19 protein-coding genes and 1 tRNA gene are annotated in these 24,220 nt (G+C 64.5%); 4 read left to right on the top strand and 16 right to left on the bottom strand.

Features of this window, described 5'->3' with window-relative positions; all coding sequences use genetic code 11:
• Positions 1 to 74 precede the first annotated feature (74 nt).
• From dapE to rpmH, 11 genes are all read right to left on the bottom strand, one after another.
• Entirely contained in the window at positions 75 to 1,253 is a 1,179-nt protein-coding gene (gene dapE, locus V1280_RS27140; RefSeq protein WP_334531278.1) for a succinyl-diaminopimelate desuccinylase, read from the bottom strand.
• Positions 1,250 to 1,894, bottom strand: a complete 645-nt coding sequence (locus V1280_RS27135; RefSeq protein WP_334531275.1) for a DUF805 domain-containing protein — start codon at positions 1,892 to 1,894, stop codon at positions 1,250 to 1,252. Before V1280_RS27135 ends, dapE begins: the two co-directional genes overlap by 4 nt.
• Positions 1,895 to 2,040: 146 nt before the next feature.
• On the bottom strand, positions 2,041 to 2,886 hold the full coding sequence (gene dapD, locus V1280_RS27130) for a 2,3,4,5-tetrahydropyridine-2,6-dicarboxylate N-succinyltransferase (RefSeq protein WP_148775929.1): 846 nt from the start codon (positions 2,884 to 2,886) through the stop codon (positions 2,041 to 2,043).
• A 190-nt stretch (positions 2,887 to 3,076) separates the two neighbouring features.
• Positions 3,077 to 3,772 carry a pyrimidine 5'-nucleotidase gene (locus tag V1280_RS27125; protein ID WP_334531268.1) on the bottom strand — a complete coding sequence of 232 codons (696 nt, stop codon included), beginning with the start codon at positions 3,770 to 3,772 and terminating at the stop codon, positions 3,077 to 3,079.
• Positions 3,773 to 3,990: 218 nt separating this feature from the next.
• A complete protein-coding gene (locus V1280_RS27120) occupies positions 3,991 to 4,977 on the bottom strand; it encodes a DUF1036 domain-containing protein (protein ID WP_334538433.1) in 987 nt (328 codons plus the stop codon).
• 77 nt (positions 4,978 to 5,054) lie between these two features.
• Complete coding sequence (argB, locus tag V1280_RS27115) at positions 5,055 to 5,942, bottom strand: acetylglutamate kinase (RefSeq protein ID WP_148749803.1); 888 nt, start codon at positions 5,940 to 5,942, stop codon at positions 5,055 to 5,057.
• A 227-nt stretch (positions 5,943 to 6,169) separates the two neighbouring features.
• Positions 6,170 to 6,532 (bottom strand): DUF423 domain-containing protein, encoded by a 363-nt coding sequence (locus V1280_RS27110; protein WP_334531264.1) that lies wholly within the window; start codon positions 6,530 to 6,532, stop codon positions 6,170 to 6,172.
• Complete coding sequence (gene yihA / locus V1280_RS27105; protein ID WP_334531262.1) at positions 6,529 to 7,182, bottom strand: ribosome biogenesis GTP-binding protein YihA/YsxC; 654 nt, start codon at positions 7,180 to 7,182, stop codon at positions 6,529 to 6,531. The genes V1280_RS27110 and yihA overlap by 4 nt, the downstream gene beginning before the upstream one ends.
• Before the next feature lie 97 nt (positions 7,183 to 7,279).
• On the bottom strand, positions 7,280 to 9,127 hold the full coding sequence (gene yidC, locus V1280_RS27100) for a membrane protein insertase YidC (RefSeq protein ID WP_334531260.1): 1,848 nt from the start codon (positions 9,125 to 9,127) through the stop codon (positions 7,280 to 7,282).
• A gap of 16 nt (positions 9,128 to 9,143) precedes the next feature.
• The gene (gene rnpA, locus V1280_RS27095) at positions 9,144 to 9,548 is read right to left on the bottom strand and encodes a ribonuclease P protein component (RefSeq protein ID WP_334531257.1); all 405 of its coding nucleotides are present in this window, start codon (positions 9,546 to 9,548) and stop codon (positions 9,144 to 9,146) included.
• A 27-nt stretch (positions 9,549 to 9,575) separates the two neighbouring features.
• Complete coding sequence (gene rpmH / locus V1280_RS27090) at positions 9,576 to 9,710, bottom strand: 50S ribosomal protein L34 (protein WP_008542748.1); 135 nt, start codon at positions 9,708 to 9,710, stop codon at positions 9,576 to 9,578.
• Positions 9,711 to 10,072: 362 nt separating this feature from the next.
• Between rpmH and V1280_RS27085 the strand changes: the two genes are divergently transcribed.
• Entirely contained in the window at positions 10,073 to 11,602 is a 1,530-nt protein-coding gene (locus V1280_RS27085; RefSeq protein ID WP_334531256.1) for a sensor histidine kinase, read from the top strand.
• Positions 11,603 to 11,767: 165 nt separating this feature from the next.
• Positions 11,768 to 11,844, top strand: a tRNA-Arg gene (locus V1280_RS27080).
• A gap of 222 nt (positions 11,845 to 12,066) precedes the next feature.
• Here V1280_RS27080 and V1280_RS27075 read toward each other — a convergent pair.
• Entirely contained in the window at positions 12,067 to 13,614 is a 1,548-nt protein-coding gene (locus V1280_RS27075) for a flavin-containing monooxygenase (protein WP_334531254.1), read from the bottom strand.
• Positions 13,615 to 13,799: 185 nt separating this feature from the next.
• Here V1280_RS27075 and V1280_RS27070 point away from each other — a divergent pair, with 185 nt between their 5' ends.
• Positions 13,800 to 14,222, top strand: coding sequence for a hypothetical protein (locus V1280_RS27070; protein ID WP_334538431.1), 423 nt, complete (start codon positions 13,800 to 13,802; stop codon positions 14,220 to 14,222).
• The gene (locus V1280_RS27065; protein ID WP_334531251.1) at positions 14,222 to 15,553 is read left to right on the top strand and encodes a GAF domain-containing protein; all 1,332 of its coding nucleotides are present in this window, start codon (positions 14,222 to 14,224) and stop codon (positions 15,551 to 15,553) included. The genes V1280_RS27070 and V1280_RS27065 overlap by 1 nt, the downstream gene beginning before the upstream one ends.
• 171 nt (positions 15,554 to 15,724) lie before the next feature.
• Here V1280_RS27065 and V1280_RS27060 read toward each other — a convergent pair whose 3' ends face one another.
• The 4 genes from V1280_RS27060 to V1280_RS27045 form a co-directional block, all read right to left on the bottom strand.
• Entirely contained in the window at positions 15,725 to 16,066 is a 342-nt protein-coding gene (locus V1280_RS27060; RefSeq protein WP_334531249.1) for a hypothetical protein, read from the bottom strand.
• Between the two features lie 77 nt (positions 16,067 to 16,143).
• The gene (locus tag V1280_RS27055) at positions 16,144 to 20,970 is read right to left on the bottom strand and encodes an NAD-glutamate dehydrogenase (protein WP_334531247.1); all 4,827 of its coding nucleotides are present in this window, start codon (positions 20,968 to 20,970) and stop codon (positions 16,144 to 16,146) included.
• Between the two features lie 312 nt (positions 20,971 to 21,282).
• Positions 21,283 to 22,224 carry a sensor domain-containing diguanylate cyclase gene (locus tag V1280_RS27050; protein WP_334531245.1) on the bottom strand — a complete coding sequence of 314 codons (942 nt, stop codon included), beginning with the start codon at positions 22,222 to 22,224 and terminating at the stop codon, positions 21,283 to 21,285.
• A gap of 97 nt (positions 22,225 to 22,321) precedes the next feature.
• Positions 22,322 to 24,091, bottom strand: coding sequence for a tetratricopeptide repeat protein (locus V1280_RS27045; protein WP_334531243.1), 1,770 nt, complete (start codon positions 24,089 to 24,091; stop codon positions 22,322 to 22,324).
• Between the last annotated feature and the right edge of the window lie 129 nt (positions 24,092 to 24,220).

Here is a 24,220-nt window from a genome sequence, read left to right as displayed (position 1 = left end):
CGCACGGTCTCGGAGTACTGGATCGCCCGGTCAAGCCGGGCGACGACAGCGAGTGTTGGGCGAGGGAGAAGACCCTACCCAAAATACCGCGTCAAAATCCCGCGATAGACCTTCGTCAGTTTCTCCAAATCCCCCACCGGCACGCGCTCGTTGACCTGGTGCATGGTCTGGCCGACCAGACCGAACTCGATCACCGGGCAGTAGCTCGAGATGAAGCGCGCATCCGACGTGCCACCGCTCGTCGACAGCTCCGGCTTGCGGCCCGTGACCTCTTCGATCGCGGACACCGCGAGATCGGTGAACGGGCCGGGCTTGGTCACGAACACGTTGGAGTTCGACGGCTCCCAGACGATGCGGGCCTTGATCCGGTTGCCGCAGGCCTTTGTCAGGCGCGTTTCGACCAGCTCGCGCAGGCTCGCCTGCGTATGGTTGTCGTTGTAGCGGATGTTGAACTTTGCGCGGGCCTCGCCCGGGATGACGTTGTTGGCCTTGTTGCCGACATCGACCGAGGTGAATTCGAGGTTGGAGGCCTGGAACTGCGCGCTGCCGTGATCGAGCGGCTCGTCGGAGATCGCCACGATCAGTCGCGAAATATCCGGCACCGGATTTGAGGCGCGATGCGGATAGGCGACATGGCCCTGCACGCCGTCGACATAGAGCGTGCCCGATTGCGAGCCGCGGCGGCCGACCTTGATGGTGTCGCCGAGCGTCTCGACATTGGAGGGCTCGCCGAGCACGCAATGGTCGAATTTCTCGCCGCGTTCGGCGGCCCACTGCAACAGCTTGATCGTGCCGTTGATGGAGACGTCTTCCTCGTCGCCGGTGATCAGGAACGAGATCGAGCCTGAGCCCGATTCTTGCCCGTCCGCGCGCGGCTTGCCGTCGTTGGCAGCGAGATGCTCCAGCACCGCGGCGACCGAGCAGGCGATGCCGCCTTTCATGTCGACCGCGCCGCGGCCGTGCAGGAAGCCGTCCTTCACCTCGCCCGAGAAAGCACCGACGCTCCAGGCGCTCTCGTCGCCGGGCGGCACCACGTCGGTGTGGCCGGCGAAGGTGATGTGGGGGCCCTCGTTGCCGATCCGCGCATAGAGATTATCGACATCTGCGGTGCCGGCTTCGCTGAAGGTCACGCGGTGGCAGGTGAAGCCGGCCGCATTGAGAGCTTTTTCAAGCACGCCGAGCGCACCGGCGTCGGCCGGGGTTACCGAGGGGCAGCGGATGAGGTCGCGGGCAATGGAGAGAGCATCGGTCATGCGCTCCGCTTAACATGCATGCCGCCGGGTGGGCTAGCGCTGGGCGGGACAAATTCGATCTCGCTCTGCTGGTCCCAGCTTTTCGCAGGGGGCGACGCGGAGCTGTCCGCGATGTCGGCCAGCGGATCAGGACCGAACCGGTTGCTGCCCGACGTGCCGCGCAGGAAGAACATCTCGACGATACCCCACAGCCACAGCGCGTGGATGGCCCAGTCGAACGGAAGAAACCAGTTGGCGTCGGGAAGCCAGTCCCAGAAATGAAACAGCAGTCTGGGGACGAAGAAAAAGGGAACGATCCACCAGCCGCTTCTGTCGCGATCGTGCAGCCGCTTGATCGCCGTCGCGAGGTAGATCCAGAAGAACAGCAGGGCGCCGAGGGCGTTCAGAATCAGGATCGCGCGATCGCCGGATGCCTGCAAACGGTAGGTCCTGGGATCAGCGGCCTTGAACAGATCGTCGAGGCCGAAGTCGAAATCGAGCTTCAAGGAGAATTTCAGCGATCCCGTGGCGCTGATGAGGTGGATGACCTGACTGATCAGCCCAAGCAACGCCACCAGCACGGCAACGATCAGCAGCGCCTGCCACAGCAGAGCGCGGTTGATGCGGCCGTCGAAGCGAAACAGATACCAGGTCCAGTCCATGGCAAAGGCTCCGGGCGGAAGGAGCCGCCGGGGATTGGTCGCGATGGAGGGAGGGCGGGTTCGATTATGGGTGCGAATGGCGAGTAGCGAATAGCGAGTAGGGCACAGACCCTATTCGCCACCTGCCATTCGCTATTCGCCTTACATCAATCCCGCAGCAGCTCGTTGATGCTGGTCTTGGAGCGCGTGCGCTCGTCGACGCGCTTGACGATCACCGCGCAGGCGGTGCTCGGGCCGATCTGGCCGTTCTTCATGGGCTTGCCGGGCAGCGCGCCGGGCACCACCACCGAATATTCAGGCACTTCGCCGATGAAGATCTCGCCGGTCTCGCGGTCGACGATCTTGGTCGAGGCGCCCAGGAACACGCCCATCGCCAGCACCGCGCCCTTGCGCACGATGACGCCCTCGGCGACCTCACTGCGGGCGCCGATGAAGCAATCGTCCTCGATGATGACGGGCTCGGCCTGGAGCGGCTCGAGCACGCCGCCGATGCCGGCGCCGCCGGAGATGTGCACGCGCTTGCCGATCTGCGCGCAGGAGCCGACGGTGGCCCAGGTGTCGACCATGGTGCTCTCATCGACATAAGCGCCGAGATTGACGAAGGACGGCATCAGCACGACGTTCTTGGCGATGAAGGCCGAGCGGCGCACCACGGCGCCGGGCACCGCGCGAAAACCGGCATCGCGAAAACGGTTCGGGCCCCAGCCCTCGAACTTCGAGGGCACCTTGTCCCACCAGTTCGCCTGGCCCGGGCCGCCGGGAATGACGTCCATGTCGTTGAGGCGGAAGGAGAGCAGCACGGCCTTCTTCAGCCACTGATTGACCTTCCACTTGCCGTCGGCCCCGCGCTCGGCAACGCGCGCCTCGCCCTTGTCCAGAATCTCCAGCGACTGGTTCACGGCCTCGCGTACTTCGCCCTTGGTCGAGGTCGAGATGCCGTCGCGCGCGTCGAAGGCGCTGTTGATGGTGGATTCCAGGGCGGACAGGGACATCGGGATTTCCTCTCGGGCAGGCCAGGATTTGTAACGGATTGGGTCGCTTTTTCGGGATTTGGGGAGGTGGAGTCAAGCTTGGCATTGCTGTCATCACCCGCGAAAGCGGGTGATCCAGTACGCCGCGGCGGACGTGATGAATCGAGGCGCTGGCGATTACTGGATACCCCGCTTTCGCGGGGTATGACGGCTACTCGGGGTGGGATAGCCTCGCCAAAAACCCCGTCAAATCATCCGTGACGTGGTCGACATGGGCCGCATCGCGGCCCTCGAGTTCCCAGTCCTCGCGCACCACTTCCCTCGTCCCGTCAGGCACCACCAGCACGGTGGTCATGCCGAACTCATGCGGGACGGTGAGGTTGCGGGCGAGGTCTTCGAACATGGCGGCCTTGGTCGGGTCGACCGCGTGTTGCTTCAGGAATTTCTGATAGGTTTGCGCCGCCGGCTTGGGTTCGAATTCGGCGGCGATGATGTCGAACACGCCGTCGAAATGCGAGCCGAGCCCAAGCCGCGCCAGCACGGCATCGACATGATCGACCGAGCCGTTGGTCAGGATCAGTTTTCGCCCCGGCAGTTTTGCGATGGCCGCGCCGAGCGCCGGGTTCGGCTCCAGCGGCGAATGGTCGATCTTGTGCACGTAGGCGAGATAGTCGTCGGCGCGTACGCCATGCAGGGTCATCATGCCGCGCATGGTGGTGCCGAAGCGCTGGTAATAGTCCTTCTGGATCTTGCGCGCTTGCTCCGGGCCGACCTGCAGCCAGTTGCACACGAACTCGCCGATTCTAGCATCGACCTGCTGCCACAGATTGACGTGATGCGGGTAGAGCGTGTTGTCGAGGTCGAACACCCAGGTATCGACGTGGGCAAAGGTGCGGGATTGGTTCATCACAACTCTCTATTTGTTACACGCAAGCGCCGCCCACTTTCCGCTGTCGTCCCGGACAAGCGAAGCGCAGGTCCGGGACCCAACCACAGGGAGTGGTTTTGCGAAGACCGGCAACTGCCATCACGCGCCACAACTGCTCCCTGTGGTTATGGGTCCCTGCTTTCGCAGGGACGACAGCGGGGTTTGTGGCGCCAGCGCTCCAATCAAACAAACACCCATCACGGCACTGCAAAGCGCAGCGTCTTGCCGCCACTGCTCATATCCACCGCGCCAAAACCCGTCGGCGCAAATCCGCGCGCGCCGCAATCGGTCTGCTCGTTGGTCTCGAACTTGGTCTCTCGCGTGCAGAGCTGCTTGTCGCCGCCCCAGTTCAGCGGCTTGTCCTTCAGCTTGACGGCGCGGTTGTCGCCATCGACGGCTTCCGCGAAGCTGAAGATCTGCTTGGGCTGGCCGGCGACATCAGGATGCAGGCAGGTTTTGGGATCGATGCGGTACCAGCCGCGGCTCGTCACCGACTTGCCGTCGTCGGTGGCGACCGCCGCCATCACCTTGTGCGGTGTGTCGTTGCACCAGGTGAGACCATTCGGGGACGGCGCCTGCGCCGCATCGACCATGGTCTTGAACAGATTCGGCGATGAAACCACGTCGGTGGACAGCCCGCGGCTCTTCAGGAACGCAGCGAGTGCGGCCTGCGTTTTCGGTCCGTCGACGCCGTCGATTGCGCCGATGTCGTAGCCCGCGATCACCAGCAGCCGCTGGATGCCGGCGAGCCGGGCCTGCTCGTCGTCATATTCGGAATCCTCGGCGAGATAGGCGACGAGATTGCCGTCGTCGCCCTGCGTCGGCGTGATCTGGGTGAAGGCGGCCTGGGTCTGGCCGCTGCGGCACTGCCGCGCGGCCGCGATGACGAAATTGTCCTGAGCCACGCACAGCATGTCGCTGCCGTTCTGCGGGATTGGGGACGCACCGTAGACGCCGAGCGCCCGCGCATTGAGCAGGATGCGGTCGGCAGAGAGCGTGCCCTGAACCACGACGCGGCAGGTGGCGGGATCGATCCTGAACCAGCCCCGCGTCGCGGTCGCCGCCTTGTCGTCGATGCCGATCGCGGCCTCGACGACATAGGACATGCGGTTGCAGATTTTCAGATCGGCGAAGGCCGGCGCGGAGGAGAAGAAGAACGACGCGGCAGCCGCCGGCAGCGTCATCAGGAGACGAGTCAGAGGCGAGCGGCGATGCCGCCGCTCTTGCCCGGCCATGACGGCGCCTCTCGTCTTCTCGTCGCTCACTTATGTATCAGCGTCCCCGTGCCCGTGTTGGTGAAGAGCTCGAGCAGCACCGCGTGCTGCATCTTGCCGTCGATGATGACGACGCCCTCGACACCCTGCTCGAGCGCATAGATGCAGGTTTCGACCTTCGGAATCATGCCGCCGGAAATAGTGCCGTCGGCGATCAGTTTGCGCGCGTCCTTCACCGAGAGTTGCGGGATCAGCTTCTTCGACTTGTCGAGCACGCCCGGCACGTCGGTGAGCAGCAGCAGGCGTTTTGCCTTCAGCGCACCGGCAACCGCCCCCGCAAAGGTGTCGGCGTTGACGTTGAGCGTCTGGCCGTCTTTCGAGGTCGCCAGCGGCGCCAGCACCGGGATCAGCTCGTAGCCGATCAGCTGGTTGAGCAGCGTGAGGTCGACCTTCTCGGGATCGCCGACGAAGCCGAGATCGACCGCCTTCTCGATATGCGAGTCCGGATCGATGATGGTCCGCGTCGTCTTCGACGCCTTCACCATGTTGGCGTCCTTGCCGGACAGGCCCACGGCCTTGCCGCCGGCTTCGTTGATGTAGCCGACGATCTGCTTGTTGACGGAGCCGGCGAGCACCATCTCGACGATCTCGATGGTCGCGGCATCGGTAATGCGCAGGCCGGCGGCGAATTCCGAGACGATGCCGAGGCGCTTGAGCATGGTCGCGATCTGCGGGCCGCCGCCATGCACCACCACCGGATTGATCGCGGTCTGCTCCAGCAGCACGATGTCGCGGGCGAAATTCTTCGCGGTCTCCTCGTCGCCCATGGCATGGCCGCCATATTTGATGACGATGGTTTCTTCGTCGTACTGCTGCATGTGCGGCAGCGCTTCGGACAGGATGCGGGCCTGGTCGAGCGGGGAGATTTCGGTCATGAGGCGGATCTCGCTGGCGGGACTAACGCGGCCAGCGTTCTATCTGATTGGCGGGCGAGGCGCAAAGTGTGCGTTCTTCCCCTCTCCCCTTGTGGGAGAGGGTGGCTCGCCGCGTAGCGGCGAGTCGGGTGAGGGGTTCTATCCGCGAGCGCGCCCGTGGAGAGAGACCCCTCATCCGGCGCTTCGCGCCACCTTCTCCCACAAGGGGAGAAGGAAGAAAGCGGGCACTATTTGCTGGGCACCACCGCCGCCAGCGTCACCGCCAGCCAGCTCAAAATCATCAGCGTTCCGCCGGTCGGCGCCGCGAACGGAAACAGCGAATGGCCGGCATATTGCAGCACAGTGAGGTCGCCGGCGAACAGCGCGGCGCCGATCACGAAGCCGAACGCGGCGATCAGGCCAATTCCGCCATGCAGAAGGCCGCGCACGAGCAGGGCGACAGAGGCCAATATGGCAGTTGCATGAAACAGCAGCATGGCGCTTGCGGAGGCAAGCCGGCTGGCGTCAGCGCCATGGGCGGAGGCGGCGGCCAGTGCGACGCCGGCGGCGCCCATTAAACCGGCAAGGGCGATCAGCAGGCGAGCCATCATTTGGTCCGCTCTTCCAGCAGCTTTGCCATCGCGGCGCGCAGCTCGGCCATGCCGGCCGATTCGCGTGACGACGTCGCGAGCACGTCCGGGAACGCCGCCGGATGCTTGGCCAGCGCGGCCTCCGTCTCGGCGATGCGCGTCTGAAGCTCGGCGGCCTTCACCTGGTCGGCCTTGGTCAGCACGATCTGGTAGCTGACGGCCGAGCGGTCGAGCGTCTTGAGCACTTCGAGATCGACGTCCTTTAGCCCGTGGCGTGCGTCGATCAGCACATAGACGCGTGCGAGCGAGGCGCGTCCGAGCAGGAATTTGTGGATCAGCTCGGTCCAGGACGCGACCTGGCTCTTGGGCGCCTTGGCATAGCCATAGCCGGGCATGTCGACGAGGCGCAGGTCGGTCTTGCCCGGGACCTCGAAGAAGATCAGCTCCTGGGTGCGGCCCGGCGTGTGCGAGGTGCGCGCCAGCGCGTTGCGGCCGGTCAGCGCGTTGATCAGGCTCGACTTGCCGACATTGGAGCGGCCGGCAAAAGCGATCTCCAGCCCCGCCATCGGCGGCAGCGTCTCGACCGAGGGCGAAGCCCAGATGAACTGCCAGTCGCGGGTGAACAGCTTTCGCCCGGCCTCGATCAGCTTCGCATCTTTGTCGTCGGTCATGCGAAGGCTTTCAATTGTTGACCCCGTCATTGCGAGCGACTTGTCCGCCGTAGCTCGAAGAGCGAAGGCGGAAGCGAAGCGCCCGCATTGACGATGCTTACGTCGCCTTCCTCGCGAACGTCGCCTTGAGATTGTCGAACAGCTCCACCTTCACGCCGTTGCGGCGCATGATGAAGCTCTGCTGGAGCACGGAGAGCGTGTTGTTCCAGGCCCAGTAGATCACGAGTCCCGCCGGGAAGCCTGCCAGCATGAAGGTGAAGATCAGCGGCATCCAGTTGAAGATGATCTGCTGCGTCGGATCCGGCGGCGTCGGGTTCAGCTTCATCTGGAACCACATCGTGATGCCCATGATGATCGGCCAGATGCCGAGCGCGAGATAGTGGCCGAACAGCGGAAGCGTGGTCGGATCGAACGGGATCAGGCCGAACAGCGTGAACAGATTGGTCGGATCCGGCGCCGAGAGGTCCTTGATCCAGCCGAAGAACGGCGCGTGCCGCATCTCGATGGTGACGAACAGCACCTTGTAGAGCGAGAAGAACACCGGGATCTGGATCACCACGGGAAGACAGCCGGCGACCGGATTGATCTTCTCCTTGCGGTAGATCTCCATCATCTCCTGCTGCTGCTTCACCTTGTCGTCGGGATAGCGCTCCTTCAGCGCCTGAAGCTGCGGCTGGACCGACTTCATCTTCGCCATCGAAGCGTAGGACTTGTTCGCCAGCGGGAAGAACAAGAGCTTGACGATCACGGTCACGAGCAGGATCGAGATGCCGAAATTGCCGAAGAAGCGGTAGAAGAAGTCGAGACCGAGGAACATCGGCTTGGTGATGAAGTAGAACCAGCCCCAGTCGATCAAGAGATCGAAATGGTTCAGGCCGAGCTCCTTGTTGTAGCCGCCGAGCCCTGCGAACGGGAACACGCCGACGACGCCGGCTTCCTTGGCACCCGCGAACAGCCGCGCGTTTGCGGTCGCGCTGCCGCCGATCGCGACGGTGACGGGATCGAGCAGATAGTCGGTCTGGTAGGTATGGACGTTGCCGACGAGGTTCGAGGAGAACTTCGCCTGAAGCTGGGCACTGGTGTCGGGCAGCAGTGCCGAAGCCCAGTACTTGTCGGTCATGCCGAGCCAGCCATTGGTGGCCTTGAAGTTGACCGACTTGGCTTCGTCGATCTTCTTATAGGCATATTCCTGCAGGCCATCGAGATAGCCGATCAGGCCTTCGTGCAGGATGTAATAGCCCGACACCTGCGGCGTGCCGTGGCGCGAGATCAGCGCGAACGGGTAGAGCGTCACCGGCGCATTGCCGACATTGCTCACGTCGTCCTTGATGGTGAAGAGATAGTGGTCGTCGACCGTGATGGTGCGGCGGAAGGTGAGGCCCTCGCCATTATCCCATTTCAGCACCGCCGGCGTGGTCGGCGTCAGGCTGCCGCTGCCCTCCTGCTGCCAGACGGTCTGGGCGTCCGGCATCTTCGACGTCACGCCCGTCGCCGCCACCCAGCCGAACTCGGCGTAATAGGGCTCTGCGGTGCCGGAGGGCGAATAGAGAATGATCGGCGGCGATTTCGGGTCGACCGTCTCGCGGAACTGCAGCAGCGCGAGGTCGTCGATGCGGCCGCCCTTCAGCGAGATGCTGCCGGCGAGGCGCGGCGTGTCGATCTTCAGGCGCGGGCTCGCGGCAATCGCGGTGTCGCGGTTGACGGTCGGCTGGGCCTGCTGGTTCGCGCCCGGCGCGGCGGTCGGCGCCGGCGCGCTGCCGGATTGCGGCGTGGCGCCCGGCGTCGCGGACGCCGTCGGCTGCGGCGCGGTCTTCTGGAGCTCGGCCTGCGCCTGCTGCTGGGCGCGCTGCTTCTCCATCGCCGGCACATTGTAGAAATACTGCCAGGCGATCAGCACCAGGCCGGAGAGAATGACGGCGAGGATGGTATTGCGATTGTCGGTCATCACTATGGTCTCGTCATCAATCCGGTTTACGGCTGGCGGCTGGGCGGGGGCTTGAATCTGCCCTCGGCCCGCGTCCCTTGTGAGGTCCTTTGGCCGTATGCCGCGCGGGCTTCGTGAACGCTATGCGCAGATCGTCGAGCATGGTCGTGAAGTCGCGCGAGAGCGCGTCCCTGCGGCCGACCAGCACGTAATCATGATGGGGTTGCATCGACACCGGATCGAGCCGCTTCACCAGTTCGCGAAGCCGGCGCCGGATGCGATTGCGCTCGGGGGCGTTGCCGTTCTTTTTGGTAACGGTGAAGCCGATCCGGATCGGGCCAGAGTCGTCGCGACTGCGGCTTTGCAGGACGAACGCGGGATTATTCACCCGCGCGCCATTGGCAACGGCGAGGAAATCCGCTCGCTGCCTCAGCCGATCCATAATGAAATCCCAAAAAGGGGGTCCGGCTCAGGCGCTCAGACGCTTGCGGCCGCGGGCGCGGCGGGCAGCCAGAACCTTGCGACCGCCGGCGGTCGCGAGACGGGCCCGGAAGCCGTGGCGGCGCTTGCGCACCAGTTTGCTGGGTTGATAAGTCCGCTTCACGGGTTTTTCTCCGCTGACCGGGCAATTTGCCTGTAGAATTGATGATAAAGTCCGGAAGATGCGGCCCAAAATGAGCCATTTCCGGCCCCAGAAGAGCCGCTCCCGGTGTCGCACCGGGTCATCGCGGACAATTTGGCTGGCTTATAAGCGAGCGTCTTGTTTTCGTCAACGCCGCAGGACCGCACAGTTCCGGTGAATATCGCTGTTTCCTTGGGGTTTTTAACCCTTGAGGTGGCGGATAGCGGTATCAGCGCCTACATCCCACCTTGGCAGATGAGCGATCTGTAATTTGACCACCCCTAGGGGCGGGTCGCATCTTCCATCAGTCGAGCTCTATCAGAAGGCCAGCAGGGGCGAATTTCGTGGTAGCGACAGACCTCCAGCAGCCGACCCAAGATCTGGACCAGGATCTGGATCAAGATCCGGATCGGCCAACGGACCAGCCGGTGACGCGATCCCGCGGACCGGATGGGCTTGGCCTGTCCGGCAAGCTGTTGCTGCTGACCGTCCCCCTGGTGATGATCGCGGCCGTCCTGCTCTATGTACCTGCGATCGCCAACTTCTGGGTCAACCGGCTCAACGACCGCGTCGCCGCGGCCAACACGGCCGCGCTGGTGCTCGATGCGGCGCCGCTCGGCATGGTGCCGGATTCGCTGTCGCGGGAAATCCTCAAAAGCATCAATGCGCGCGCGGTCGCCATCAAGATGGGCCAGCAGCGCCGCCTGCTCGCCAGCGACAATCTGCCGGCCACGATCGAGCATGACATCGATCTGCGCGACATGACGGTGTGGCAGGCCATTACCGGCTCGTTCCAGATGATGCTGGAGACCGGCAACCGGCCGATTCGCATCGTCGGCCCCGGCGTCGGCAACGCCCAGTTCATCGAGATCGTGACCGACGATCTGCCGCTGCGGCAGTCGATGTACCGCTTCTCCCGCAACGTCGTGGTGGTCGCGCTGATCATCGGCGTCCTGACCGCCGGCCTCGTCTATCTCGCGCTCCATTATCTCTTCGTGCGGCCGATGCGCCGGCTGACCGCGAGCCTGGTCGGCTTCCACGAAAATCCCGAGAGTTCGGCGCGGATCATCGTGCCGAGCCAGCGCAGCGACGAAATCGGCGTCGCCGAGCGCGAATTGTCCGATATGCAGCGCGATCTGATGTCGATGCTGCATCAGAAGAGCCGGCTCGCCGCACTCGGCCTCGCCGTCTCCAAGATCAACCACGATTTGCGCAATCTGCTGGCCTCGGCGCAACTGCTGTCGGACCAGCTCGCCAGCGTGCCCGATCCGCGGGTGCAGCGTTTTGCGCCAAAGCTGGTGCGTTCGCTCGAGCGCGCCATCGCCTTCTGCCAGTCGACGCTGTCCTACGGCCGTGCCCAGGAGGCCGCGCCCGACCGGCGCATGATGCTGATCGAGCCGGTCGTGCTGGAGGTGCGCGAGACCGCGGGTCTTGGCAACGACGTCTCGATTGCCTGGGTCGCCGCGATCGAGCGCGGGCTCGCGGTCGACGCCGATCCCGACCAGCTGTTCCGCGTGCTGCTCAACCTCGTGCGCAACGCCGCCCAGGCGCTGGAGAGCCATGCCTCCGGCGACGGCGGCCCGCAGCAGATCCGGATCACGGGCAAGCGCGAAGGCGCGGTCGCCATCCTGGAGGTCTCCGATACCGGCCCCGGCGTGCCCCCGAGGACGCGGGAGCATCTGTTCGAGGCGTTCCAGACCTCCGGCCGTCCCGGCGGCAGCGGGCTGGGCCTCGCCATCGCCGCCGAGCTCGTCCGTGCCCATGGCGGCGACATCCATCTGGTCGAAGGCACCATCGGCGCCACCTTCCGGATCGTCATCCCAGACCGCCCCGTGGAACTCCTCTCCATCCGCAACGAGCGGCAGCGGGCCTAGTCGGCCAAAGGCCGACGCGAAAACCGTCATCTCCCTGCAAAATCTCCTCATCCCGGACCTTGCCAATCGGGGCAAGAGCGGTTAGTCAGAGCGCTCTTTCGCACCCCTCCGGCGCTCGCTGGAGGCTGCGTGTGGGCCCCGCCCGCACAGCTGTTTGCGAAACACGCGCCCGTAGCTCAGCTGGATAGAGCATCAGACTACGAATCTGAGGGTCGGACGTTCGAATCGTTCCGGGCGCGCCATTTCCGACACCACTCGGTACAAAACAGCGAACCCTAGTCACGGAAGCGACTTCTGCTCATTGACGCAAAACCGGCTATCCCTCGCGATATGACGGAACGGGACAGAAGGGGTCAAGCTGCCGTTAGGTTACGGGCTCGCTGTTATCGGAGTTGCCCGAACGAAGACGATCAGATGATCCACCTTTGGCCACCCGTTGAGGAGTGGCTCTGGGTCGCTTAGAATCATCCGGCTCGCAGGTCTGGCGTTGCTGCCACGGCCTTTAAACGCGCTGTCTCCTCGGGGGTGAGCGCGCCCTCGGCGGTCGCGTTGAAAGCGCGCGCCGCCTCGATGGTGCGTGCCGCCGCGTTCGGTTCGGCGTCTGGGCCGGCCAGACGGAACGAGGCTGGCGACAACGGACCGAACCATAACGCCCGTTCAAGCGCCGGCCACGCCGCGGGGCGCGGTTCGACGCCGGCATTGGCGGCAAACAGCGTCGCCAACGCATGCATGGGGACGTCGCGCGGCCCCTCTCGACGCGCTCTCGCCGTCGAAATGCCCTGCTCCATCGTTTGGATGGAGGGCATCGGCCGCAGCCCCGCCCACAGGTAGGCAAGCCAACGCGCCTGCAATTCGAGCACCGGGAAATAAGGGCCAACCAGCGGATAAAGGCCGATGAAACCGAGGCCGTCCAGATCGGGATGCAGCGTGTGGTCGTGCAGGTCGACGTGATAGCCGTCGAGACCCAGGCTCGCGGCGATCGTCTCGCTGACGAACGGCAGCGAGAGCCCGAAGCCGGTGCCTAGAATGACGGCGTCGAACGCGTCGGTCGATCCGTCGGCAAAGCGCACGGTTTGGCCGTCGACCGCCTCGATCCACGGCCGCGGTTGGATGCGCCCTTCCGCCACCAACGCCAGATAGTTTTGCGACTGGGTTAGGCCGGCGACGAAGATGTTGTCGTCCGGCTTCGGCGCGCCGAACTGCTCGGGGCTGCCGCAGCTCGCCACGACCATTTGTTTCATCCCGGCCGCGATCGCGTCCGGCGGGAGGGCCCGTCCGGCCTGCGCGGCGAAACGGGTGAAAGCGACGTGATCCGCCGGCACGCCGGCGAGCAACTTTTGCAGCACATAGCGTTGGCGGCGCATGGCGACGGAGACCTTCGCCGCGCCCGACGCTGCCAATTCGCTTGCGATTTCGAGCGCGCTGACCGAACAGCCGGCAACCAGCACGGATTGCCCGCGATAGGATTCCGACCCTCGATATTGGGAGCTATGAATGGCGCCGCCGCGTCCGGCAAAGCCGTTCAGCCCTGCAATTTCAGGCATGTCCGGCGCCGTGCAGCAGCCCGTCGCAACCACGACGCGCGAGAAGAGCTCCGATGCGACGCTGTCGCCGCTTTCCGAGCGGACGATCCAGCCCGCGCCGGGGCCGCGCTCCAAGGCTTCGACCCGGGTCGACAGACGAAGGTTTGGCGTGAGGCCAGCCGTCTCGGCGTAGCGCTGCAAGTAAGCCAGCATATCAACTTGGCTCGGATAGACGTTGGCGCTTGCGGGATGATCGAGATCGCTGAAGGCCGTCAGCACCCGGCTCGTATTGGTGCGCATGCCTGGCCAAACGGCGCTCGCGGGCGAAGCTGGATTCCATTGTCCGCCGGCCGCCGCCGCGGCCTCGAAGACGACCGGTCGGAAACCGTGCTTCTTGAGGTAGCGCGCGGCGACGAGGCCGGCCGGCCCCGCGCCGATGACGGCGACGGAACGTTCAGGTGTGCGAATCGGGTCGAGAGAAGCGTTCATGGCGCGAGTCCTCCACAAGGTCGGCCCATTCCGTACGCTTCCCTTGGGGCGCCGCGTTCCTAAATGGTTCCTAAGCGCCGCTTCCGTTTTGCTAAATTATTGCTAACTGCTAGAGTCGGCTCATGCAGGGAGAAGATCGACATCCGATCGACGCGGAGCTAGCCGCCTTCCTGGAGAGCCCGGTGATGATCATCGTCGGCAGCAGCGACGACGGCCTGCGGGCGCAGATTGCCCGAGCAGCCGGGGCGATCGTCGATCGCGCCCAAGGTCGCGTCGACCTCGTCGTTTCCGGCTGGCAATGGCCAGATACGATCGCCAACGTTCGTCGTAACGGGCGGCTCGCCGTTACCTTCGCGCGGCCCGCCGACTATGTCTCGTATCAGGTAAAGGGCCGCGCTGCGATCATCCCCGCTTCCGTCGCGCATCGGGCCCGTGCGCAGCGCTACATCGAGGCGATGACCGAGACGTTCGCGGGGCTCGGCCTCGACCGCGCGGTCGTGGCGCCCTGGCTCGTCAAGCGCGAACCGCAGGTCTTGCGCCTCTCGATCGAGACGGTATTCGTGCAAACTCCGGGCCAGAAGGCGGGCAGCATCCTCGAGCCCTCGTGATGACAGTCTCTCTGCGCAGCCTCCACGCTTGTTTCGAAGGCGTCATTCCCGCGATCATCGCGACGGTTTCGCGAGACGGCGTTCCGAACATCTCCTATCTCTCCCATGTCGCATTCGTCGACGACGAGCATGTGGCGCTGTCAGACCAATTTTTTTCGAAAACCGCGGCCAACATACGCGCCAACAACAATGCCGCCCTCATGCTGGTCGATCCGCATGACGGCGCGCAATATTGGCTGGCCGTGATCTTCGAGCGCTCGCTCGACACTGGCGCGCTCTTCGATACGATGGCAGCCGAGCTTCGCGCGAGCAGCGCGCAACTAGGCATGGCTGACGTAATGCGGCTCCGCGGCGTGGACGTTTACCGGGTGGCGTCCGTTGAGGCGGTTCCTTCTCCCAGCGCCGCCAAGGCGGCGCCGTCGTCGACAGCGGGCCTGCATCTCGTCGCGGCTGCGACCCTCACCGGCCGGATCGCCGAAGAGGGCGAAGTCGACACGATCGTCGACGCCGTGCTGGATGGCCTGCGCGACAGTTTCGGATACGCCAACACAATGCTGCTCATGAAGGATCCCGCCGGCGAACGCCTGGTGACCGTTGGCAGCCGCGGCTATCCGTGGACCGGCATTGGCTCGGAAGTGGCGCTCGGCGAGGCGGTCGTCGGGATGGCCGCCGCCGAGCGCCGCCCCGTTCGCATCAGCGACATGAGCCGCATCCGCCGCTTCGGCGGCGCAATCCGCGCGTCGGCGGCGGACGAGAATCGCACCCGCGTCATTACGCTGCCGGGTCTCCCCGAGGCCATGAGCCAGATGGCGCTGCCGATGATCGCGGGAGGCGCCTTGCGGGGCGTGCTGTTTCTCGAGAGCGAAGTGCGTCTCGCCTTCCCGAAAGATGTCGAGACGGCGCTCTCGATCGTCGCAAGCCATGCGGCGGCGGCCCTCGCGCATGCGGAGAGCACGAGCGGCGGCGAGCAATCGCTCGTCACATCCCAGGGAAACGGCGCCTTGGCGGGACGGCCCTTCACCGTCGTCCACCACGGTTACGACGACAGTGTCTTCATCGATGGCGAATACCTGATCAAAGGCGTTTCGGGCCGGCTTCTGGTGCATCTGCTTGGGCTGCATCAGCGAGAGGGTCGGACGGACTTCACCAATCGCGAGATGAGGCTCTCCGACGAACTGCGGTTGCCCGATTTCAAGGACAACCTCGAAACGCGCCTGCTCCTGCTCAGGCGGCGGCTTGAGGAGAAGGCTGCTCCAATCCGCCTGCGACGAACGGGTCGCGGAAGGCTCCGGCTTGAGCTGGCCGGACCGGCGCTGCTTGAGTCGCGGTGAAGGGCTTGGGAGACTTCGGGCCGTGGACGGGGCATGGACAAATGGCCGCTTAGCGGCACGAAGCGGCCATCCCAATCTTTCAGAATCATAACGCTATTTCAATCACATAGGTGTTCGCAGTTTTATTCTGAGTGGCGCGCCATTTTCGGCCATTCGTTGCCAGGCCCTCTCCTAGCGTTGACCACGGCTCTGGATCGGAATTCTTGCCGCAACGTTCGGCCGGTTTTTCTCGAGCCAGGCCACGGCTTCGGGTCCGTCGACGACGCACTCGAACGTTTCCCAGGCCGGATCCTCGATGGTGTCGGGTTGCAGTCGCTTCGCCGCATATTCAACGAGGTCATGCAGGCCTTCGTATCCGCGTCGGCGCTCGAGGGAGTCCACAATCGCCGTGCTGGCCCAGCCTCGTTGGGCCAAATCGACAATGCTCGGAACGTCAGCCTCGCTGAACCAGGGCGTAGCATCGAACTCGAGACAGCGGATGTTGTCGGCGGTATGGCAAGTCGCGTGGATCATCGGGTCCCTCCGTTCGCCGGGTGACAACCATGCCCCTGACATTGCATTCCAGATTCGCTCGTGCAGCCGTGCGCCCGTCAGCCTTTGACCAGGTCGCCGAGCAAGTTGGCCGCCACCATCAGCTTGGCGAGCGTCAGGCCACCAGCGGCAATCTCCTCGACCGCTCGGCGGATGCGCGTGGCTTCAGGATGAGCCGCAAGCCAGGTCTCGGCAGCCTGCTGACCGGATTGGCCGATGGTCAGCATATCTGCGGCCAGGCGTCTTTCGGCTGCAGCGATCAGCTCGCCGGCGCGGTCGATGGCCAGGCGTTCGAAATGATCGCTGGCCGGCACGCTGCGCGCGGCGGCGAGGATGCGGTCGAGACGGAAATTGGCCTCGGCAGCAAAGAACGTCGCTGCGGCATCGCCGATGCTGCGACCGGTACGCTCGGCGACCGTCACGATATCAGGCGCCGAGACCAGGGCGTCGAGGTCGGCAAGTTCGCCGGCGAGTCCGCTCGGGACGCCGGCATCGGTCAGGTCCTGCCGGCGCTTGCTGCGCGCGGCCTGCAAGTCCGGTGGCAGGGCGTCGTCTAGCGAGGCTGCGATGTCGCGGACGGCAGGGCCAAACCGGGCGATGAGCGCGCTCAGACCATCCTGGAAATCGACATTGCGCACATACCAGACCATGCGGGAGAGCAGGAGGTCCTGGATCGCCGCGTAGAGGCTGAGCTGCAACTGCCCGTCGATTCGCGTGTCGAGCGCGTCGATCGCGTCATTGAGCCGCCTGAGCTCGTAGATCGCGTCCACCGCAACCTGCGCCATGACGATGGTCGAGACATCGGCGTCGGTCTCGTCGGTCAGGCGCACGATGCAGGCTGGGCCCCCGCGGTTGATCACGGCATTGACGAGACTGGTCGCGATGATCTCGCGTCGGAGGCGATGGAGCTCGACCGCGGTCGGGAATTTATCGAGAACTTCGCGCGGAAAATACAGGGACAGTCTGCGGGCGAGATAAGGATCATCCGGCACGCCCGTGACGAGCAGGTCCTCGTAGAGCGTCAGCTTGGCGTAGGCGAGCAGCACTGCAAGCTCGGGCCGTGTCAGGGCCTGGCCGCGCCGCGTGCGCTCGGCGATCGCGGCGTCGTCCGGCAGGAATTCCACGGCGCGGCTGAGCAGGCCGCGCTGCTCGAGCGACTGCATCAGGCGGGTGAGGAAGCCGGTCTCGGCCACGCCCTTGCGTTCGGCGAGCGAGAGCGCCAGCGTCTGCAGATAGTTGTTGCGCAGCACCAGCGTGCCGACCTCGTCGGTCATTGCGGCAAGCAGGTTGTTGCGATCGGCGAAGCTGAGGCGTCCCTCGCGTTCGGGGCGTGCCAGCGCGATCTTGATATTGACCTCGACGTCGGACGTGTTCACGCCGGCCGAATTGTCGATGGCGTCGGTGTTGAGCTTGACGCCCTTCTGCGCGGCTTCGATGCGGCCGCGCTGGGTGACGCCGAGATTGGCACCTTCGCCGATCACCCGGGCGCGAACGTCGGTTCCCGTGATGCGGATCGGATCGTTGGCGCGGTCGCCGGCCTGATCGTCGCTCTCCGCCGATGCGCGGATATAGGTGCCGATGCCGCCGAACCACAACAGGTCCGTGCGCGCTTTCAGGATCGCCGTCATCACCTCGAACGGTGTGGCCTGCTCCTTGTCGAGATCGAGCAGGCTACGCACTTCCGGTGCGAGCGGGACCGCTTTGAGCGTGCGCGAGAACACGCCGCCGCCTTGCGAGATCAGCGACTTGTTGTAGTCCTGCCAGCTCGATCGCGGCAGGTCGAACAGGCGCTTGCGCTCGGCGAAACCGGTCGAAGGATAAGGGGAGGGATCGATGAAGATGTCGCGGTGATCGAAAGCCGCCACGAGCTTTGTCGCCGGCGAGAGCAGCATGCCGTTGCCGAAGACGTCGCCGGACATGTCGCCGACGCCGGCAACGGTGAACGGCTTGGTCTGAATGTCGGTGCCGAGCTCGCGGAAATGGCGCTTGACCGCCTCCCAGGCGCCGCGCGCAGTGATCCCCATCTTCTTGTGGTCGTAGCCCTGGCTGCCGCCGGAGGCGAAGGCATCGCCCAGCCAATGGTTCTTTTCAGTCGAGATCGCGTTGGCGACGTCGGAAAAGGTGGCGGTGCCCTTGTCGGCGGCGACGACGAGATAGGGGTCGTTGCCGTCATGGCGCACGGTGGAATCGGGCGGCACGACGGCGTCGCCGTCGAGATTGTCGGTGAGCTCGAGCAGCGAACGCACGAAGATGCGATAGGCCTCGGTGCCTTCGGCGAGCCAGCCGTCGCGATTGGACGGCGGCGGCAGGCGCTTGGGCACGAAGCCGCCCTTGGCGCCGACCGGCACGATCACGGCGTTCTTGACCTGCTGCGCCTTGACGAGGCCCAGGATCTCGGTGCGGAAATCCTGCGGCCGGTCGGACCAGCGCAGGCCGCCGCGCGCGACCTTGCCGAAGCGCAGGTGAATGCCTTCGATACGCGGCGAATAGACGAAGATCTCGTAGAGCGGTCGCGGCGCCGGCAAATCGTCGATCCGGCGCGCATCGAACTTGAAGGAGATCACCGGACGCGGATGTCCGTCCTCGCCGATCTGCCACAGATTGGTGCGGATGGTCGACTGCACCAGATTGGTGAAGCGGCGCAGGATGCGGTCTTCATCGAGCGAGGCGACGGATTTGAGCTGTTCCTCGATCTCGGCGAGCAGGGCCGTCTCGCGCGCCGCGCGCTCGGCATCGGTGGCGGCGCGGCGCGGATCGAGGCGGGCCTGGAACAGAGCGATGAGGCTCGCCGTGATCGCGGCGTTCTTGCGCGCCGTCTCCCACATGTAATCCTGGGTGAACGGCGCGCGGATCTGGTGCAGATAGCGCGATAGCGCCCGGATGGTCGAGACTTCCCGCCAGCCGAGCGCAGTGCGCAGGATCAGGGCATTGTATCCGTCGGATTCGGCGCGATCCGTGACCACCGCCATGATCGAGGCTTCCAGGCGATGGCTGAATTCCCGATTGATCTCGATCGGCTGGCCATCACTCGTCTCGATCGTCATCTCGTGCAGCCAGACCGGCTCCGGCCTGTTGCCGGGCACGATCTGATAGCTGCGTTCGTTGACCACGCGCAGGCCGTGATTTTCGATCACCGGCACACGGTAGGACAGCGATAGCGGTGCGGCGTCGGAGAACACCTTCAGGCTGAGGCGCCTGGGATCGTCCTCGTCCTTGTCGCGGTGAACCGAAATCGTCACCGGGCGGGCCGGGGTCAGCTTTTCGATGGTCGCGATATCGGCGATCGCCTGCTCCGCGGTGAAAACCTCGCTATAGCCGCCGCCAAAGGCCTGGGCATAGCGGTTGGCGATCATGCGCGCGCGCATGCCGTCGGTCGACGCACTGAGCGCGGCCTTCAGTTTGTCGGCCCAGGTCGCGGCAATGGCGCTGATCCCAGCTTCCAGCGTGGCGCGCTCGACGACGGGGGTTTTGCCTTCATAGCGTCCGATGATGAAGTGGACGCGCGCCAGCGCGCCTTCCGGGAACGAGACGTAGGAAGCGGACAAGGTCCCCTTGTAGACCTGCGCCAGGAAGGCTCCGACGCGCGTGCGGACGTCGGTGTCGTATTTGTCGCGCGGAATGAAGGTGAGGATGGAGACGAAGCGATCGAACTTGTCCACCCGCGCCAGCGCCCGGACGCGCGGGCGCTCATAGAGGATCAGTATCTCGATGACGAAATTGTGGAGCGTGTCGACGTCGATCTGGAACAGCTCGTCACGCGGATAATCTTCGAGAATATGCATGAGCGCCTTGCCCGAATGGCCGTTCGGGTCGAAGCCGGCGCGCTGCAGCACCCGCGAGACCTTGTGGCGGACATAAGGGATCTGCCGCACCGAGCGGGTATAGGCGCCCGAGGTGAACAGACCGACGACGCGCAATTCGCCTTCGAGCCGACCGTCGGGCGAATAGAGCTTGATGCCCACATAATCCATCCGGATGCGGCGATGGACGCGGCTACTGACATTGGCCTTGATGACGATCAGCAACGTCGGCTCGTGCATGAACTCGCGGATTTCCGACGTCATCACCACCATTTCGTTGCCGCGGCGCAGCACCTTGACGTCGGAATCTCTGAGGATGCCGAGGCCGTCGCGGGTCATGATGTCGTCGGACGTATCGCTGTCGGGCGAGAAGCGATATTCGCGCACGCCGAGGAAGGTGAAATTGTCTGCGCAGAGCCATTGCAGGAACTGATTGGCTTCGGCGACCTCGTCGATCGGGAGCGGCGGCGGATTGGAAGAGAACGTCTTGATCGCTTGCTCAACGCGGTCACGCATGGCGCGCCAGTCGGTGACGCAGGCGCGGACGTTGTTCAACGCCCTGGCGACCCCGTCGATCAGTTTCTGGCGGTCGGCGTCGGCGTCCAGGCGGTTGATGTGGAGGTGAATCAGGCTTTCGCGTGCGCCCTTTGCTCCCTCCGGCAGCGCTTCGCCGTAGAACCGAAGCAGCTTGCCCTCATCATCGCGCTCCACGGCGATGATCGGGTGGGCGACGAGGGTGACTTCGATACCCTGCTCGGCGAGCTCCGCCATCGTGGAGTCGTACAGGAATGGCATGTTGTCGTTGAGAATCTCGAGCACGGAGATCTCGCGCCCGTTCGGCAATGTCGGATTGACGACGCGGATATCGGCGCTGCCGGCCGTGCGCCGCTGCACGTGCTCCCAGGCTTGCTCCGCCAGAAGGGCAAGCGAGGCGGCATCGAAATTGTCGAGATCCTCGATATTGGTGTAGCCGAACAGGGGCTCGGCAAAGGCCCGGGGGCTCTTGCCCGGCGGCACGCTGCCTGCTGCATCGCGGATCAGGGTTGCCCGGGCCTTGTCGTCACGCCACGCCATAGCGTCCTCCATGTCCCGGCCGACTAACCGCAATTACGGTCGGGCGTTGATTTCGGAGTGGACCTCTTCGTGTTCCATCGTTCCCTGTCCGCGATTCAATCGCGTACGCGAAATCCTCGGTCTTGCGGCCTCGAAGATACTAGCACCCCGGAGCCGCCAAGGCGCGCAGAGTTGTGAGGCGCGCTCAGGGCCGAAATCAGCGCCGACGGTCGCCGCCCCGTGGGGCGGCTTGCAAAATCACAAGGAATTTCAAATGTGTATGGGTTCGCAGCTTTTATCCTGACCGGCGCGCCATTCTTCCCGCCCTGCCTGCGCAAATCTGCTCTAGGCCGCCAGGTTATGCTTTTCATCCCCGATCAGACGGACCCGGTTGCGGCCGGCGGCCTTCGCGTCATAGAGCGCGATATCGGCCTCCGCGAACAATTCGACGATCCGCCGGCGGTGCGGGCGGCCGACCAGCGCGGCTCCGATCGAGGCGCCGACCTGGAGGCGAAGACCGTTCCAGAACAGCGGACGGCTCAACATCATGACGGTCTGCTGCAGCACGCGCGCGATCCGCGCAGGATCTTTCGGAGCGCGCAGGATGATCGCGAATTCGTCGCCACCGAGCCGGCCGACCAGGCCGGCATTGTGGAAGGCCCGCCGCAGACGCTGCGCGACCTCGCACAGGCATGCGTCTCCGGCCAGATGGCCGAATGTATCGTTGAGCTTCTTGAAGCCGTCGAGGTCGAGCAGAACGAGCGCCGACGCAAAACCGTGATTCAGGCTGTCGTTGACGACCTCGCGATAATGGGCCTGAAACACCGCACGATTGGCGAGCCCGGTGAGCGGATCGGTTTCGGCCTGCTGCCGCAGGCTCTCCAGCGCCTGTCGGTCGGAGGTCACGTCCTGCTTGGAGCCGAAGATCCGCACCGGCCTTCCGCCCTCTCGCACCGCGTTGATCGAGAGCCGCATCCAGCGTGTCTCACCGCGCCAGGTTCTGATCTCGGTCTCGAGCGTGACCGGGCAACCGCTCCGGATCACCTCGGCACGCGCGAGCTCCATGTGGCGCCTGGATTCGTCGATGTAGAGATCGACGATGCTCGCGCGCCGTAGCGGGTTGCTCACGGGATAGCCGAAGATGTCGTAGACGCCATGGGTCCAGCTCAGGCGCTCCGTCTCGAGGTCGCATTCCCAGGCGCCGATGCGAGCGGCGTTCAGAGCCTGATCATAAAGTCGTACGCGCACCTCGTCCGGTAAAGTCGAGGCAGCATGGTCTTCTCTCATCGACGATCCGGCAGCATGTCGCGATTTGGCCCAAGTCCTTAAAGGCTAGGGCTGCTGCGTTAACGAAGCCTATATGTCCGGCTCGAGGATCCCAGCTTCAATGACCGAATGCGGCGGCCCGCGCCCGCAATTCATCCCGCACGCGATCAAGCACACTTTCAAATTCACGCGTTTCGGTCTGCCGGAACAGCCGCACACTCGGATACCAGGGGCTGTCCGCGCGATCGAGCAGCCAGCGGTAGTCGGGCGTCCATGGCAGCAGGATCCAGGTCGGACGGCCAAGGGCGCCGGCGAGATGGGCAACGCTGGTGTCGACGGTGATCACGAGATCAAGACAGGCGATCAACGCGGCGGTATCAGTGAAGTCGGTGAGGTCGGCGGTCAGGTCGACAATGTCGCCTCTCTCCCGCAGGACCGCCGCATCATGCGGGCGCGGAGCCTTCTGCAGGCTGACGAAGCTGGCATCGACGTCGAGGATGCGGGACAGCGTTCGCAGCGGAATCGAGCGCGTCTCGTCGTTGACGTGGTATGGATCGCCGGACCAGACCAGGCCGACCCGGAGCCTGGTGCGAGGGCCAAGACGATCCTCCCAGGCCTGGACAAGGTTGTCCGGAGGGGCGGGCAGATACGGTTCCGACGGGATCGTATCGAGGCGGGTCTTGAAGGCGAGCGGCAGGCTGGATATCGGGCAGTGCAAGTCGAAAGCCGGCAGCGTGTCCATGGCCGACCTCGGAACGCAAAGAGATGCACCGCTCAGCGTCGACATCAGGCGATGCAGCGGGTCCTGCACGACGAGAATAACGCGTGCGCCGCGCTCCGCCAGCATGGGGACGTAGCGGACGAAGTGAATGGTGTCGCCCAATCCCTCGTCGGCCGCGACAAGGATCGTCTTTCCCGCGATGCTTTCACCCCCGAGCCAGATCGGCCGCTGAAACTGAGGGTGTCTTGCCGAAGGCAGTTTCAAACGGGCCTGGTGTCCGCGCCAGCCGGCTTCGAAATTGCCTGTCAGGAGATGCACCAGAGACACATTCCACTCTGTCACCGTACTGCTCAGCCCGAGCGAATTCATACGGTCCGACAGCGCGAAGACCTCGTCGAAGCGATGAAGGTGGAAGAGCGCGACCAGTCTGTTGTCGAAGGCATCCTTGAAGCGCGGTTGGAGCTCGACGGCCTTGTCGAACCATGCCAGTGCCTCCTCGTTGCTGCCGAGCCGCCGCAACGCAAGACCCAGATTGTTGCAGATCTCGGCATTTTGGGGATCGAGCTGGTGCGCCCGCTGGCCGTCGGTCGCGGAGTCCTCGAACCGTTTCAGGCAATAGAGAACCCAGGCGCGCGTCCGCAGCGTCGGGGCATGGTTCGGGAGCAGGCTGCTGCCGAGATCGAGACAGGCGATCGCCTCCTCGTTCCGCCCGAGCTTGTGAAGCACAATCCCGCTCTTATACAGGGCGTCGTGATGATGTGGATTGAGCTTGAGCGCATGTTGAAAGCTCGGCAGGGCTTGATCGAGCCGCGCAAGCTGAATGAAGATGTCGCCGCGCTGTCGCCACAGCTCGGCGTCGTCAGGCCGAAGCTGTATCGCCTGGTCGAGGACGTTGAGGGCTTCGTCGCAACGCCCATATTGCTGCAGGACGGTTGCGAAGCTCGCCAGATATTCGGGCTTCGGTGCGCGCTGGATCGCGCGGACGATCCACTGCAGCGCATCGTTGTATTGCCTGTCCCGGAGAAACAGCAGCCCCATGAGATGCTGGGCGTCGGTGTGCTCCGCATCGATTCCGAGCGCCTGCTGGTAGCAGGCACGCGCGTCGAGATGCCGTCCGTCCCTGAAATGCGCAAGGCCCGCTTCACAGAAGGCGGCTGCTGTGCTCATCGCTGCTCAAGTCCCGTTCAAGGCGAACGTCCACCTCGGTGGCGGCAGCGGCTTGTGACGGGCGCAACCCCGCCTCACTGGCGTCGCGGTTGATTCGACTTCAGCAGGGGGAGCTTGCGCCAAGGTTGC

It is taken from the genome of Bradyrhizobium sp. AZCC 2230 (assembly GCF_036924495.1).
GTDB classification, from domain to species: Bacteria; Pseudomonadota; Alphaproteobacteria; order Rhizobiales; family Xanthobacteraceae; genus Bradyrhizobium; species Bradyrhizobium rifense.
This window is presented reverse-complemented; position numbering and strand designations above follow the sequence as displayed.

Coding starts and splice junctions, on each gene's coding strand:
- V1280_RS27135 (WP_334531275.1), bottom strand. CDS start 1,894: ATGGACTGGACCTGGTATCTGTTTCGCTTCGACGGCCGCATCAACCGC.
- V1280_RS27065 (WP_334531251.1), top strand. CDS start 14,222: ATGACAGTCTCTCTGCGCAGCCTCCACGCTTGTTTCGAAGGCGTCATT.
- dapD (WP_148775929.1), bottom strand. CDS start 2,886: ATGTCCCTGTCCGCCCTGGAATCCACCATCAACAGCGCCTTCGACGCG.
- V1280_RS27055 (WP_334531247.1), bottom strand. CDS start 20,970: ATGGAGGACGCTATGGCGTGGCGTGACGACAAGGCCCGGGCAACCCTG.
- rnpA (WP_334531257.1), bottom strand. CDS start 9,548: ATGGATCGGCTGAGGCAGCGAGCGGATTTCCTCGCCGTTGCCAATGGC.
- dapE (WP_334531278.1), bottom strand. CDS start 1,253: ATGACCGATGCTCTCTCCATTGCCCGCGACCTCATCCGCTGCCCCTCG.
- V1280_RS27050 (WP_334531245.1), bottom strand. CDS start 22,224: ATGAGAGAAGACCATGCTGCCTCGACTTTACCGGACGAGGTGCGCGTA.
- V1280_RS27070 (WP_334538431.1), top strand. CDS start 13,800: ATGATCATCGTCGGCAGCAGCGACGACGGCCTGCGGGCGCAGATTGCC.
- V1280_RS27060 (WP_334531249.1), bottom strand. CDS start 16,066: ATGATCCACGCGACTTGCCATACCGCCGACAACATCCGCTGTCTCGAG.
- V1280_RS27045 (WP_334531243.1), bottom strand. CDS start 24,091: ATGAGCACAGCAGCCGCCTTCTGTGAAGCGGGCCTTGCGCATTTCAGG.
- yidC (WP_334531260.1), bottom strand. CDS start 9,127: ATGACCGACAATCGCAATACCATCCTCGCCGTCATTCTCTCCGGCCTG.
- yihA (WP_334531262.1), bottom strand. CDS start 7,182: ATGACCGACGACAAAGATGCGAAGCTGATCGAGGCCGGGCGAAAGCTG.
- V1280_RS27110 (WP_334531264.1), bottom strand. CDS start 6,532: ATGATGGCTCGCCTGCTGATCGCCCTTGCCGGTTTAATGGGCGCCGCC.
- V1280_RS27075 (WP_334531254.1), bottom strand. CDS start 13,614: ATGAACGCTTCTCTCGACCCGATTCGCACACCTGAACGTTCCGTCGCC.
- V1280_RS27125 (WP_334531268.1), bottom strand. CDS start 3,772: ATGAACCAATCCCGCACCTTTGCCCACGTCGATACCTGGGTGTTCGAC.
- argB (WP_148749803.1), bottom strand. CDS start 5,942: ATGACCGAAATCTCCCCGCTCGACCAGGCCCGCATCCTGTCCGAAGCG.
- V1280_RS27120 (WP_334538433.1), bottom strand. CDS start 4,977: ATGACGCTGCCGGCGGCTGCCGCGTCGTTCTTCTTCTCCTCCGCGCCG.